The 14,683-nt window shown below is 60.5% G+C and carries 8 protein-coding genes; 6 read left to right on the forward strand and 2 right to left on the reverse strand.

The annotated features are described in order from the left end of the window. Window positions 1-32: 32 nt before the first annotated feature. Together BMY91_RS03635 and BMY91_RS03640 are read left to right on the forward strand one after the other, a co-directional pair. Window positions 33-4,889, forward strand: coding sequence for an NAD-glutamate dehydrogenase (locus BMY91_RS03635; protein WP_090818363.1), 4,857 nt, complete (start codon window positions 33-35; stop codon window positions 4,887-4,889). Window positions 4,890-4,921: 32 nt separating this feature from the next. Next, window positions 4,922-6,391 (forward strand): sensor histidine kinase, encoded by a 1,470-nt coding sequence (locus tag BMY91_RS03640; protein WP_090818366.1) that lies wholly within the window; start codon window positions 4,922-4,924, stop codon window positions 6,389-6,391. Between the two features lie 100 nt (window positions 6,392-6,491). Here BMY91_RS03640 and BMY91_RS03645 read toward each other — a convergent pair whose 3' ends face one another. Continuing rightward, window positions 6,492-6,740 (reverse strand): WhiB family transcriptional regulator, encoded by a 249-nt coding sequence (locus tag BMY91_RS03645; RefSeq protein WP_003804966.1) that lies wholly within the window; start codon window positions 6,738-6,740, stop codon window positions 6,492-6,494. Between the two features lie 239 nt (window positions 6,741-6,979). On the opposite strand from BMY91_RS03645, the gene BMY91_RS03650 reads away from it, so the two are divergent. Continuing rightward, window positions 6,980-7,480, forward strand: a complete 501-nt coding sequence (locus tag BMY91_RS03650) for a hypothetical protein (RefSeq protein ID WP_090818369.1) — start codon at window positions 6,980-6,982, stop codon at window positions 7,478-7,480. A 28-nt stretch (window positions 7,481-7,508) separates the two neighbouring features. Here the strand turns inward: BMY91_RS03650 and BMY91_RS03655 are convergent, their stop codons facing one another. Next, the gene (locus tag BMY91_RS03655) at window positions 7,509-11,654 is read right to left on the reverse strand and encodes an FtsK/SpoIIIE domain-containing protein (protein ID WP_090818372.1); all 4,146 of its coding nucleotides are present in this window, start codon (window positions 11,652-11,654) and stop codon (window positions 7,509-7,511) included. Window positions 11,655-11,846: 192 nt separating this feature from the next. On the opposite strand from BMY91_RS03655, the gene BMY91_RS03660 reads away from it, so the two are divergent. Genes BMY91_RS03660 through BMY91_RS03670 form a run of 3 tightly spaced genes read left to right on the forward strand, consistent with a single transcriptional unit; the run spans window position 11,847 to window position 14,538 of the window. Further along, window positions 11,847-12,464: an acyltransferase gene (locus BMY91_RS03660; protein WP_090818376.1), complete on the forward strand. Its 618-nt coding sequence runs from the start codon at window positions 11,847-11,849 to the stop codon at window positions 12,462-12,464. Beyond that, entirely contained in the window at window positions 12,461-13,552 is a 1,092-nt protein-coding gene (locus BMY91_RS03665; RefSeq protein WP_090818379.1) for a DegT/DnrJ/EryC1/StrS family aminotransferase, read from the forward strand. The genes BMY91_RS03660 and BMY91_RS03665 overlap by 4 nt, the downstream gene beginning before the upstream one ends. Further along, complete coding sequence (locus BMY91_RS03670; RefSeq protein WP_090818381.1) at window positions 13,552-14,538, forward strand: Gfo/Idh/MocA family protein; 987 nt, start codon at window positions 13,552-13,554, stop codon at window positions 14,536-14,538. The genes BMY91_RS03665 and BMY91_RS03670 overlap by 1 nt, the downstream gene beginning before the upstream one ends. Window positions 14,539-14,683: the final 145 nt, after the last annotated feature.

Genomic DNA, 14,683 nt, shown 5'->3' on the forward strand with positions numbered 1-14,683 from the left:
CAGCAATCAACATGTGATGGAGGCGTTTGTCGATGTCGTCAGGATCCAGCGTGGAGGATCGGTCCGATGCAGCAGTTGTTCGTGAAGGGTTCTTCGGTGACTACTATGAGCACCTCGCAGAGGAGGACTCCCGCGCGTATTCGGCTGAACTCCTGATATCGCGGGCATCCAACCACAGGGACGTTGCCCAGTCCCGACTCCCCGGCAACGCCGTTGTTGAAATCGCCGGTGAAGCCGACAGAAGTGTCGTCTACATTGTCACGGACGACATGCCTTTCCTGGTGGACTCTGTTAACGCGGAGCTTGTTCGCCAGAACTGCGCCATCCGATTGGTGATGCACCCCTTGTTTGTGGTCACCCGCGACCGGGTCTCCGGAGAACTCCGTAAGATTTCGAGGGTCCCTTCAAACGTTGGAATTTCCAGTGGTGATACGGCTGCGCTTCCCAGCGTTGCGCACCTCCTGGGCGACGGTGACAACGCATCGCACATGGAATCATGGATTGCGGTCGAAATTGACAGGGTCAGCGATGAGGCCCGCGGGGAATTGATCGCCGGCCTGCAGCGCGTACTTGGAGATGTCAGGGCCGCAGTCGAGGACTGGCCGAAGATGAGAAGCAAGGCCCTCGAATTGGCCGAGGCCCTGGGCGGCATATCCCATCCTGAACAAGTCGCCGAACTCCGTCAGGCGCAGGATCTCCTGCGGTGGCTGGACAACGGCAACTTCACTTTCCTTGGATACCGCGAATACGACCTCGTTGACGAAGACGGCGAGGACGTCCTGCAGCTGCGTGAAGACAGCGGACTTGGACTCCTCCGTGCAGGCGACTCCACCCGTCAGGTCCAGCACCTCACAGATGCAGGGCGGAAGCGCGCCAGGGAGAAGCGGGCTTTGGTGATCACCAAGGCGAACTCCCGCTCCACCGTCCACAGGCCTGCCTATCTCGACTACATCGGGGTCAAGAGTTTCGACGCCTTGGGCAACGTCAATGGGGAACGTCGTTTCATTGGGCTGTTCGCGACCAGCGCCTACACCGGATCTGTTCGCAGCATCCCCATTGTTCGCGACAAGGTCGATGCCGTTCTGCGGAACGCCGGATTCCCGATTGACTCCCACTCGGGCAAGGACTTGCTGGGCATCCTCGAAACCTACCCCCGCGACGAACTGTTCCAGATCGAGATTCCCGACCTGGCTGCTACGGCTACGGGCATTCAGCGACTGCAGGAACGCCGGCGGACCAAGTTGTTCCTCCGCCCTGACATTTACGGCCGTTTCATGTCGGCTGTGGTTTACTTGCCCCGCGACCGTTACACCACCAGTGTCCGCCTCCGGATCGAGCAGGAACTCCGGGAAACTTTCCATGCCGAAAGTATCGATTACGAGGCCCGGATCACTGAGTCGGCGCTGGCCCGTGTGTTCTTCAGGATCAGGTTGCCGCGCACCGCTGAATTGGCAGAAGTCAACGTCGAAGAACTCGAGCACCGCCTGATGAGGGCCTCGCGCTCCTGGAGCGAAGGTGTTGCGGAGGTCCTGCGGGAGCACCGTCCTGCCGAGAATGCAGACATCCTGTCTGCGCTTTGGGCGGAAGCGTTCCCTGCGGGTTACCGGGTGGACTACGAAGTTGAAGACGCCCTTGAAGACATTGAGCGCTTCGAGAAGTATGGCGCCCAGGCGGAGCGGATCGGTGAAGCTGCCAAGCAGGTAAAACCGGGTGTTCACGTATATCTGCCTGAAGGTGCCGGCGAGGCACTGGAAGAAGATGCCCGCGTCAAGCTCTACTTGATGGAACCCAAGAGCCTGAGCCAGATCCTCCCGTACTTCCACAACCTTGGACTTGAGGTTTTGGATGAGCGGCCCTTCGAGATCGAGACCGCCGATCATCGCGATTTCTTCCTGTACGACCTCGGCCTCAAGTATCCCGCGGGAGTTGATCCCCTCGCGACCGGTGACCTGCTGAGTGATTCCTTTGGTGCTGCCGTCACGGGAGCTGTGGAGTCGGACAACTTTGACCGATTGGTTCTCCGCGAAGGCATGCACTGGCGCCAGGTGGTGGTGCTCCGTGCGTATGCCAAGTACATGCGCCAAATGGGCAACACCAACTCGTTCGGATTCATCGCCGACACATTGCTGGCCAATCCCGACGTCGCAAGGGGTCTCAACGACCTCTTCTCCGCGCGCTTCGATCCTGCTGTGCCTGAGGATTTGCGGGCAGAACGCCAAGGCGCTGCACGGGCAGCCCTGGCAGACTCGATTGAGCAAGTTGCCACCCTGGACGCGGACCGCGTGCTGCGAACCTTCGTGAACCTCATCGAATCGACGCTGCGGACCAACTACTTCCAGAACAAGGACTACCTCAGTTTCAAACTGGACCCCACATCGATCGATGGCCTGCCCTTCCCGCGGCCGATGTTCGAGATCTGGGTCTACTCGCCGAGGGTGGAGGGTGTTCACCTCAGGTTTGGCAAGGTGGCCCGTGGCGGCCTCCGCTGGTCGGACCGGAGGGAAGATTTCCGCACGGAGATCCTTGGCCTCGTCAAGGCCCAGACAGTGAAGAATGCTGTCATCGTTCCCACCGGTGCCAAGGGTGGCTTCTTTGCCAAGAAACTGCCTAACCCGGCAGTGGACCGCGCGGCATGGATGGCTGAAGGAATCGAGAGTTATAAGACCTTCATTCGAGGGTTGTTGGACATCACTGACAACCTCGTGACGTCAGCGGAAGGCGAACGGCTGGTACCGCCGTCGGATGTCGTTCGACATGACGGCGACGACTCGTATCTTGTTGTGGCTGCGGATAAGGGCACGGCGACGTTCTCCGATACAGCGAACGGGCTGGCAGCCGAGTATGGTTTCTGGCTTGGTGACGCATTCGCCTCAGGCGGGTCCGTCGGTTATGACCACAAGGCCATGGGAATCACGGCGCGCGGCGCTTGGGAATCGGTCAAGAGGCACTTCAGTGAACTCGATCTGGATACCCAGACCGAAGAATTCACCGTGGTGGGTGTCGGAGACATGTCCGGTGACGTCTTTGGCAACGGAATGCTACTTTCCCGGCACATTCGCCTGCTTGCCGCTTTTGACCACCGTCACATCTTCCTTGATCCGGCACCGGATGCTGCAGCCTCGTTCGCTGAGAGGCAGAGGCTGTTCGAGCTGCCCCGGTCTTCCTGGGACGACTACGACCGCTCGCTCATCAGCGATGGCGGCGGCGTGTATGCGAGGCAAGCGAAGAGTATCCCGGTCTCGGACCAGGTCCGCAAGGCCTTGGGCTTGCCTGAGGGAACCACGCAGCTAAGCCCCCCGGATCTTCTCCGCGCGATATTGCTGGCTCCGGCAGACCTTCTCTACAACGGCGGTATCGGCACGTACGTCAAGGCGAGCACCGAGACCCATGCAGCCGTGGGCGACAAAGCCAATGATGCGATTCGCGTTGACGGCCGGGACCTGCGGGTCAAGGTAGTGGGTGAAGGTGGCAACCTCGGTTTGACCCAGCGGGGTCGCATTGAGGCCGCGCTGCAAGGAGTCATCCTTAATACGGATGCCATCGACAACTCCGCTGGTGTTGATTGCTCGGACCACGAGGTCAACATCAAGATCTTCGTTGACCGTATGGTGGCGGCAGGCAAGCTGGAGGCCGCTGAGCGGGCGTCCTTCCTTGCCGATATGACCGATGAAGTGGGACGGCTGGTCCTTCAGGACAACATCGACCAAAACATTCTGTTGCTCAATGACCGGACCCGGGTTGCTGACTGGAGTCCGAGCTACGAGCGACTCATGGATTGGCTGGAGAAGTCCGCCGACCTGAAGCGCGATCTTGAAGCACTGCCCACGACGGACACCCTGCGCGAAAGGTTGGAGCACGGGCAAGGCCTGACGTCGCCGGAGCTGGCAGTCCTGGCTGCCTACGCGAAGATCGAATTGGGTGCAGCGCTACGCGACAGCAACCTTGCAGATGATCCTTGGTTTGCGGACACCATCCGCAACTACTTCCCAAAGCAACTGAGGGAAAAGTTCGACGCAGAGCTGGACACGCACCCCTTGCGGCGAGAGATCATCGCTACTGTTGTCGCCAACGACATCATCAACCTTGGCGGTATTACGTTCGCGTTCCGTGCCATAGAAGAAACGTCAGCCAATGAGGTTGCCGTTGCGAAGGCCTTTGTGGCCCTGCGTGAAATCTATGACCTCGATCCGATGGTTGCCGAGTTGAACGCCCTGCCCGCCTCCTTCCCCACAGAGCACTGGAGTGAAGTCCACCTGGACATCCGCCGCCTGCTTGACCGGGCGGTTCGGTGGGTCCTGGGCCAGGGGATGGCGTCACAGCCTATTTCAGCCGTGGTGGAATCGTTCAAGCCGATGATGGCCCCGTTGCGGGCAAAGCTTCTTGACTACCTCCGGGGTGAGGACAAGGTCCGTATTTCCGGCTGGCTGGATAAAGCCAAGGGCTGGGAACTGCCCGAGCACCTTGCCCACCGATGGGCGGAACTGTTCGAAAGCTACGCCCTTCTGGACATCGCCCGCATTGCCCAGACAGGCAATGAGGGCGTTGAGGACGTCGCTCACGTCTACTACACCGTTTTCAACCGTTTCCACGTTGACTCGCTGCTCGAACGCATCAGTTCCTTGCCACGCGATGATCGCTGGCAGGCGTTGGCACGGGCCGCCCTTCGGGACGATTTGTACTCAACGGTGGCAGATATGACGACGTCGGTCCTTGAGTCGACGGAATCCGGAGCCTTGGCAGAAGATCGCCTGAAGGCATGGGAAGAGCAAAATGCCGAGCAACTCGGACGTGCCAAGACCATGTTTGATGAGGTCAACGCACTCGAGGCCGACGACATGGCTTCACTGTCGGTAGCATTAAGGCTCTTGAGGTCAATCGTCCGACGCTAGGGACACGTCCCGGCGTCGCAAATGGAGGTGCAGTGGCAATCTTTACGGACCCCATCAGGGAACACGCTGATTTCGGGCCTGGAGATGCCGAATGGCTGCACCTCCTCGTCGGTGACTGGCAAATGGTCGCTGACTTGGCTTTCGCGGACCTGGCGCTCTGGTTTCCGCACCCCGAATACGGATATATTGCCCTCGCCCACGTCCGTCCGTCGACATCCCACACGGTGTTCCATGCGGACTTCGTGGGGGAGGGCATCCGCTCGGATCTTCGGCCCTTGGTTGATAAGGCGTGGAACAGCCGCGCTATTGAACGCTCCAGTGAAACGAGTTGGAGCAGCGAGATGGCGCTGCGCGTGGAAGCCGTACCCATGGTGCGCAACGGTAGGACGCTTGCCGTTGTGACGTCCCACATGGACTTGTCCAGCTCCCGGATGCCGTCGCGGCTGGAGCTGACCTATCGCCAGTGTGCCTACGACCTTTTGCGGATGGGCACACTGGGTTTGTGGCCGGACTTCGCTTCTCCAACAGGGTCCCGCCGCGGCGCGCCGCGCGTTGGTGATGGGCTCATCCGGCTCGACGCCGACGGAATCGTGCAGTACGCCAGCCCCAACGGTGTTTCTGCCTTCCGTCGCCTAGGTGAAGTTGAGTCGTTGGAGGGTCGCTCATTGGCGGAAGTAACTGCCGGCCTGCTCAAAGACCGGCGCATGGTCGATGAGACGTTGCCACTAGTTGTCACCGGCCGCATGCCATGGCGCAGCGAGATTGAATCGCGGGGCGTCAGTCTTTCCCTGCGGGCCATTCCATTGCGCGACGAGCAGCACCGTTTTGGTGCACTGGTCCTATGCCGTGACGTGTCGGAATTGCGGCGTCGGGAAATGGAGCTGGTCACCAAGGATGCCACCATCCGCGAAATCCATCACAGGGTCAAGAACAACCTTCAGACTGTGGCAGCCCTCCTGCGAATGCAGTCACGGCGGATGGTGAGCGACGAAGCGAAACAAGGTCTGGAACAGGCTATGCGTCGCGTCGCCACCATCGCGCTCGTCCACGAGACCCTGTCGCAAGGACTCACCCAGAGCGTCGATTTTGACGAATTGATCGGGCGCCAATTCCGGTTGTCCGCTGAGGTGGCCTCGCCGTCACAGCAGGTTCGCACGGAACGTTCTGGCCTGTTCGGCGAGTTGCCCAGCGATTTTGCTACTCCCTTGGCCTTGGTTATCAACGAACTGGTCACCAATGCTGTTGAGCACGGACTGGAGGGGCGTACTGGAACCGTGTGGTTGCTGGCCGATCGGGCCGATGGGGACGGAAATGACGAATTCCTTACCGTAACTATTGCCGACGACGGCGTCGGGTTGCCCGAAGGCCAGTACACAGAGGGCCTTGGCTTGCAGATCGTTCGCACGCTGGTAACCAGCGAGCTTGGCGGATCGATCCAGTGGAGCCCACGCGAGGGCGGAGGCACTGCCGTGGAGATCGTCCTGAACCTGGCGCGGGTCTAGTTTCCAGAAGCCAAACCTACCGAGCTGCGATTCCGGGGTCTGGCCATAAACACAGAAAGGCCGCGGACCAATGGTCCGCGGCCTTTCGTGATCCTGTGAGCTAGGAAGCCCGGCGTGCACGTGCGGCACGACGCTTGAGTGCACGACGCTCGTCTTCACTCATGCCGCCCCAAACACCGGCGTCCTGACCTGACTCCAATGCCCACTGCAGGCAAGTGTCCACGACAGGGCAGCGGCGGCAGACGCTTTTTGCTTCCTCGATCTGCAGAAGTGCTGGTCCGGTGTTGCCGACTGGGAAGAAGAGCTCCGGGTCCTTGTCGAGGCAGGCTGCGCGATTACGCCAATCCATGCTGATCAGTCACTCCATTCGTGAGAACTAGATAGGGCCTTTTGTGAAAACATTCACGAGAGGCTCCAAAGGAAAGGGGCCCGCATGGGCCCCCTTGGTCGTCTGAGTCAAGCGTTTCATGTTAACGCCTTGTAAACAAGGGGTGTTAGTGGTCGAAATGCCCGGAATCCGTGAGCGATGCATCACATCAGCCGCCAGTGCCCTCACTGCTAGATGACTATGTCCGGTAGTGTGCCAGTGTGTCAAGACCTCCCATAAACCCTGCCCAGCCTGCCTCCGGACCCGATGGAAACGACGATTCCAACCAGCAGGCGCATGCCACAAGCAACGCTGCCAATGACAGCCGCCGGCCGAGGGGCATTGTGGTCATCTCAGTGGTGGTGGTGCTGGAAGCGCTTGCGCTCCTTGGCGCCGCTGCCTGGTATGCATACGAACTGCTGACGGGGGCTCCGGTACTCAACTTCTGGGGTGCCGTGTTCACGCTCGGCCTCCTTGTTGCGTTTTCAGCGTGGTTGTTTGCTGTAGGCCATTTCCTTTTCCGTGGATACAGGTGGACTCGCGCGGCAGCGCTTGTGGCCCAATTGTTTGTTCTTACTATTGGCTTCCCGACGATGACCGGGGGGCTGGTGCTGCAAGGACTGGCGATGATCGTCCCTGCCTTGGCTGCGATCGTGTTCTTGTTCCAAAAGGACGTCGTTGGCTTTGCGTCGCGCGTTGGCGGGTCGTCCCGCGCGCTGTGAGCAGGTGCGCCTCATGCAGGCCGGCATCTCAATAGCGGGATAAGCCGCGGGGTGGGAAGTCCTTTGAGAATGCTCCTTGAAATGGCCGCATGTCCGTTCCGTTCACGATGAAGCCGCGGCCCGGGCGTACTGTTGAATCGACGTCAAGCCGCACTCCGAGCATTTCGCCGTCGTGTGGTGAACCCGGAGCCAAAACCAATCCCATCCGGATGCTCTGCACTTCCCGGGCCAGCGGCAAATGATGCAGAAGACCTGGTCCAGGCGTGGCTGTCAGCACGATTCCATGTACTTTTCCGTATAAGGCAGCCAAAGCCTGTCGCCCCTGGATATCCAAGGAATCGGCGTCATCCACCAGCAGCACGCTTTTTGGGTCCAGGTTTCCGGCAACTACTTCGTGTTGGGCCGATGCCCAGAATTCGTCGTGGGAGGTTCGGTCACCGGGGGTTATCCAGGGAATCAACGGATTGAGGGTTTGCAGCGACCCCAGCGCTGAGCTCTTCCCCGTCCCTCGACCTCCAAGAATCGTGCTCACTCCTCCTGCCCGTAGCGGCAGCGATACAGGCGTACCTTCGTCACCACCAAGTCCGATCCACAAGACGGGATCCGCATCCTGGTCCACCAGACCCCGGTCAAGACGCGACAGGGCCGGTTCTGGAAGGCGTCGGTCCGTGCGGGCTTCCAAGAGCCGATCTTGGAATTCCCGTGTGCTGAGGTGATCCGGGAGCGGGAGAACCCTGAACGGCGGTGGCGATGAAGTGAGATCGAGGTATGGCCAAGATCCTTCGTAAGGGGCTTGCCGAAATTGTGCCACCATGGGTTGCCCGTCAACCCAGCTTCCCGTGAGAACTGAGCGTCCGGGAATGGCTTCCACCTCCGGAAGCCGCGGCCAGTGAAAGCGCGACTCCTCCGTGGACCCGCAAGGAAAAAAAGCGCGATTCTGAATCGCGGCAAAGAACCGTGAGCTGACCAGTTCCCGTTCACCGGAAATCAGCACAATGATGCCCAGGGGACCGCCGTCCCTGACTATGTCCTGCAGAACAGCCTCTGCCCAGGCGAACGGCCCGGCCCGGAAGCTGGCTGCCCAGGAACACCACCCAGTGATAATCAAGCCCAGGGGTTTGTTGGTGCGGTCGGCGCCCCGTGCGGAACGTCGAATTTCCATTTCCTCAGCAAGGCGCCTTAACACACGCGAGGCAAGTTGTACTTGGTGCAGGCCCGCGATGGCCCCGATCCTTCCCTGTCCTGCAGGTTCACCCATGAAGCCGGCGCCGTCCAGAACATAGACGTGCGGTTGGGGTCCTTGGGCAGCGAACATGGCCGAGGTAGCCCGGAAACAATCGTGTAAGCCACTTGCGGCACTGCCGATCATCGCCAAGTGGCCATGCTCGGCAGGGAACCAGAACAGGGGGTCGACGCGTTGCTGGGACGGCACGTCTGCCAAGGCCACTGGCCCAACGGCCCATGGCGCTGTCACGGAATTCTGCAGGGTCGGGGAGGTTAACGTTGAGGGCATTGGGGTCTGCCATGGGATCGAAGTGGGCAGCGGTGCTGCGACAGGCTGCCGCGGGAGAGGCCGGCTGAGGAACTGCCAGGCGTCCTGGACAGCCGAAACGAGCTGCAGCGCGCATGCATCCGAGAGGGCATCCTGATGACGGTTCACAGGTTTGACTGCATGGTTTTGCTGCAGAGCCTGCGCAGTCGCCTGCACGCGCTGGGATTGGTTTTCGCGGAGCGGTCCGTCAGGTATTTGCAGGTCAGGATCAAAGGCAAGAGTCGCGGCTTGGAACTCTTGCGGCTTGCTCGAGGCCTTGGCAAGAAACGCCCGGCCCGGGGCGGCGACAGGTATCGACGCTGCAGCCTTGGAATTGATGATGTCCATGGACTCGCTGTCGGACTGCACTCGGAGCGCGATACTCGACGTCACATTTGCCCGGATATCGGCAGTCAACGCTCCTTGGGGCCGCTGAGTTGCCATCACAAGGTGAATGCCCAGGGACCTTCCTATAGTGGCCACCCGCATGAGCTCGCGGAGGGCACCCGGGGCGTCGTCAATCAACATCCGGAACTCATCGATGACCACCACGAGGTGAGGGAGCACCGTGGATTGGCCGGCAGGGGAGCGCCGATAGTGTGCCAGGTCCGATGCTCCCGCCTTGGCGAACAGCTCTTCGCGGTACCGGATCTCTGACCTGAGTGAAGCCAGAGCACGATCCAGATGCTGGGCACCAAGATCCGTCAGAAAGCCAACACAATGTGGAAGACCGGCTAGAGGGCGCAAGCCCGAGCCGCCCTTGAAATCCAGGAAGAAGAAGGTTGTGTGTTCCGGAGAATAGCTCAAAGCCATGGATGCTATGAGCGTCCGGAGGAGTTCGGACTTACCGGAGCCTGTGGTTCCTGCAACCAAAAGATGGGGGCCGTCACTCTTGAAATCGAAGGTCACCCATCCGTCCTGACCTTGGCCCAGTACTGCCCTGAGCCCGTTGTGCAATGTGGGCTCATCCCAGCGTCGAAGGATTCTCCGCTGTCCGGATGGAAGCAGCTCATTCAGAGAACACCAATCAGGAACACCGTCGTCTCTGGCGGAATCCTCCAAACCTGACATCGCAGCCACATTTCGGCAGTACCCGTCAAAGACGGAGTCCGGAACAAGGTCCGGAACAAAGTGTTGGCGCTCGCCGCCAAACACCACGTGCCCTGAAGTACCTGAGGGTGAGAGGTCGATGGTGGGCCAGGCATGGTCGGGCGAAGAAGAGCAATAGATCACCTGCCATCCCGCGCTGCTGGCGGCGTCCAACAACGGCTCAGGGAGGTCAGTCCTGTCGCGGGCCGGATCGGCAATAAAGATCAGCCTTCCGCTGCGGAAGTCTTTCTGCCGGTGGAGGGCCGTCAGAGCTGCACCCTGGTGGGTAACCAGGGTTACCCCCGGCATGAACCGTGCGCTCAGGGGCAGCCGCTCCACAGGCCCGACGATAATCACAGGCAACTCAGCCGCACAGGGGTAGCTGCTCAGCTGGACAACAATGAAGCGGAGCAGAGCATCCACATGGGCAGGGTGACCCCTAAGACCAACCACAGGATGCCCTGGATCCAACGTCATGGCCGCAGCACCAATGGGCGGCGGACGGAACTGAGGATCGTCCGGCACCAACCGAATATTTGCCACGGCCGCAGTGATGCCCAGCCGGACCCACGCACCCAGTGGTTCGTCACCGCCTCCGGCCTGGGGGCCTGCAGCCAACGGCAAACGGGTCATCCCCTGGATGGCATTCGGAACCGCTTGGCGCGTACCATCAGACCTCCTGTGGGCAGCCATCACCATCTCGGCGGCAGATGGCGAGCTGTGACGGCGCCGATCGGTGTCCTCGAGGACAGCCCGCGCAACAGCCCTTCTACATTCCCGGCGACTCCTGTGACCGGTGATCAGGGGAACAAGGAGAGTGACTGCGGAAATGACCGTGAATCCCAGGTACATCCACATTCCGGTGGCAACGGCTAAGCCAACTCCCGCAATCAAAGGGAGCACTGCCGTCAGTGCAAGGCTAATTCGGTTGCCTGTGCTACGAGCGAAGGGCACTTCGATAGGGTTCGCGACGGAGCGGCCGGCATCGTTCGAGATCATGGGGAATGGGCCACATTCCGCCAACACCGAGAAGGTGGAGTTTCCACACTGAACCGTTTGCCCGGAGGTCAGTGATTCACGTCGCTTGGGCTGCCCATCCACCACCACAGGGCTGGAGGCCTTGACTTCATGCAGCGTCAGGGTGGTGCTGGACACCTCCAGGACGGCATGTTCACGGGACATGCCCGGATCCGCCACCTGAATGTCGACGAGGCCCCGGCCGATGATGAACCGGCCGCGCTGAAGCTGGAACACGCTACCGGCTCTGGGGCCGGAATGGGTCAACAGCATCAACGGGAGGGACGACGGTTCCCGGTCCGCGCGGGGCACCTGGCCCTCCACGATGACGGCGCCTGTTACCAGGGGCGGCAATCCCACAGTGAGAGTGGACAGATCGCGTCCGTCCACCGAGAGGTTGCCGGTCCCGCGATGCTCCTGGAGGAGGCTTTGAAGGTGGAGGCCGGAAACACCGTTGGCCACGGCGATGGTCAATTCTTCCGGGGCTGACCACCCCGCAGCACCCGGGCCACGCACCAATGTGCACTCCAAGGTCATAACTCCTCCTGGCATCTCGAATTTAACGGGTGTGTTGTTTCTCGGCGGTCGTCACCATCGACGTTATGGACTTGGGCGCCGGACCGCTGCTCTCATCAGCGTGTATGTGGACAACTCCGGCAATCCCACGCCGCTTAGGCCCTTTGACGCTGAGGCATGGTGTCTCAGCTAAGATGAATCTCGTTGTCGCGTGTGCTCAATGAGGAAGGACCTTCACCGGTGATAGTGGTTGCGGAGAGCGCCGATGTTTCAGACAAGGCGGTAATTGGTGATGGATCAAAGATTTGGCATCTCGCCCAAGTCCGCGAGCAGGCCGAGTTAGGCGTCAATTGCATCGTGGGGCGTGGTGCGTACATTGGCACCGGAGTCAAGATGGGGGACAACTGCAAAGTTCAGAATTATGCCCTCGTCTACGAGCCCGCGGAACTGGAAGCCGGTGTCTTCATTGGCCCTGCTGTAGTGCTGACAAATGACACCTACCCCCGAGCCGTTAGCCCGGACGGCAGCCTGAAGAGCGCTCACGACTGGGAGCCTGTCGGCGTCACCATCCGTGAAGGTGCTTCCATCGGCGCCCGTGCAGTTTGCGTTGCTCCTGTGACGATTGGACGGTGGGCCACAGTTGCCGCCGGTGCAGTTGTTGCCAAAGACGTCCCTGATTTTGCCCTGATGGTCGGAGTTCCGGCCAAGCGCCATGGTTGGGTCGGCAAAGCTGGTTTCCCGCTGCAGCGCAGCGGCGAGAACTGGGTATGTCCTGAGACCGGCGCTACATATGTTGAACAGAACGAGATCCTTCGAGAGGTAGAGGCATGAGCCCCGAATTCATTCCCCCCGCCAAGCCCATCATCGGCGATGAGGAACGCAAGGCCGTAGATGCCGTGCTGGCCTCCGGTCAGCTCGCCCAGGGTTCGGAGGTTGCGTCCTTCGAGCAGGAATTCTCGCAAGTCCTCCTTGACGGCAGGGCTTCGGTTGCCGTTAACTCCGGGACATCTGGCCTGCACCTCGGCTTGCTGGCGGCCGGCATTGGCCCCGGCGATGAAGTTATTGTTCCGTCGTTCACGTTTGCGGCTACTGCCAACTCTGTGGCGCTGACGGGCGCGACCCCCGTATTCGCGGATGTTGACTTGGACCACTACACCCTGGACCCCGCGTCCGTCGAGTCCAAAATCACGGACCGCACGGCGGCCATTATGCCGGTTCACCTTTACGGGCACCCGTTCGACGTTGACGCCATTGGTGCTCTTGCTTCAAAGCATGGTGTGAAGGTGTTCGAGGACGCTGCCCAGGCGCATGGCGCCGCAGTCAATGGTCGCAAGGTAGGCACCTTCGGCGACTTTGCAATGTTCAGCCTTTACCCCACCAAGAACATGACTTCCGGTGAGGGCGGCATGGTCAGCACGGGCCTGGCCGACGTCGAACGCAGGCTGCGGTTGCTTCGCAACCAGGGCATGGAACGTCAGTACGAAAACGAACTGGTCGGCTTCAACTGCCGCATGACCAACATCCATGCTGCCATTGGCCGCGTTCAGTTGACGAAGGTAAATGGCTGGACCAAGACCCGCCAGGAGAACGCTGCCTTCTTCGATGCGAACATCGAAGGCGTCGTTACTCCGAAGGTTGCTGCCGGGTACGAACACGTTTACCACCAGTACACCATCCGCATCGCTGAGGACCGCGACGGTTTCGCGAAGGCCTTGCGGGAGGAATACAACGTAGGGTGCGGCGTCTATTACCCCATCCCCAACCACCGACTTGCGCCCTTCCAGACCTCGGACGACCTTCCTGTTACTGAAGAAGCCGCCGCGAGCGTCCTGTCCCTTCCTGTACACCCGTCGCTGAGCCAGGACGACCTGGAGCGCATCGTTGCTGCCGTGAACGCCATTGCAAAGGCAGGCAGCTAGTGGCCAATTTGCGCGCCGGCCTCATCGGCCTGGGCATGATGGGCCGCCACCACGCACGCGTTATCCGCGAGCTTGAAGGCGTTGATCTGGTGGCCGTTGCGGATTCCTTCGGGGACCCCCACAACGTCGCCGACGGCCTGACTGTGTTCAACACGGTCGAAGAGCTGATTGCCCAAGGCATCGACATGGCCGTAGCTGCCGTGCCCACCATCCTTCACGAGGAGGTTGCGCTTCAGCTCGCTGACGCCGGCGTCCACTGCCTCGTTGAAAAGCCGATCGCCAACGATTCCGAGTCCGGCCGACGCATCGCCGAGGCTTTTGAGTCCAGGGGACTCATTGGAGCGGTTGGACACATTGAGCGCTTCAATCCGTCGCTGCAGAGTCTTCGGGACCGGCTGGAGAACGGCGATTTGGGCGAGGTCTACCAAATCAGCACCAGGCGGCAAGGACCGTTCCCGGCGCGCATTGCCGACGTCGGGGTGGTCAAGGACCTGGCAACCCATGACATCGATCTCACGGCATGGCTTGCCCAGAGCAACTTCATCAACGTTGTTGCCCACACCACCTCCCGCAGCGGTCGTGAGCACGAGGACATGGTCACGGCTATTGGCCATCTGAAGAGCGGAGTGGTGACAAATCACATTGTCAACTGGCTCTCGCCGATGAAAGAGCGGACCACCGTGGTTCTTGGCGAACGCGGTGCCTTTATCGCCGACACCATTTCTGCCGACTTGACCTTCGTTGAGAACGGGACATTCCAGACGGATTGGGATTCCGTTGCGGCCTTCCGCGGTGTTTCGGAGGGTTCCTCGACCCGCTTTGCCTTGGCTAAGCGCGAGCCCCTCAAGATGGAGCACGAGGCGTTCCGCGACGCAGTTCTCGGAAAGTCCCTCAACATCGTGACGATGGCGGAAGGACTGGAGACTTTGAGGGTCGCAGAAGCCGTTTTGGATTCCGCCAAGTCCGGCTCAGTCATCACGCTCTGAAGCAGCAACATCAAGCAAGGCAATAAAGGGGAGTTGGCCATTGGCCAGCTTCCCTTTGCCGTTTTCCGGGGCGGCCCACTGCCACCGTAAGCCGCCCCGGATACAGGGAACCCGGGCCTTGTCGGGTAGCCTTGACCAGTAGACG

It is taken from the genome of Arthrobacter sp. yr096 (genome assembly GCF_900108925.1).
Classification (GTDB): domain Bacteria; phylum Actinomycetota; class Actinomycetes; order Actinomycetales; family Micrococcaceae; genus Arthrobacter.

Bases quoted from the DNA above. Each gene is read 5' to 3' on its own strand.
- BMY91_RS03645 (WP_003804966.1), bottom strand. From the start codon at position 6,740: ATGGATTGGCGTAATCGCGCAGCCTGCCTCGACAAGGACCCGGAGCTC.
- BMY91_RS03635 (WP_090818363.1), top strand. From the start codon at position 33: ATGTCGTCAGGATCCAGCGTGGAGGATCGGTCCGATGCAGCAGTTGTT.
- BMY91_RS03665 (WP_090818379.1), top strand. From the start codon at position 12,461: ATGAGCCCCGAATTCATTCCCCCCGCCAAGCCCATCATCGGCGATGAG.
- BMY91_RS03655 (WP_090818372.1), bottom strand. From the start codon at position 11,654: ATGACCTTGGAGTGCACATTGGTGCGTGGCCCGGGTGCTGCGGGGTGG.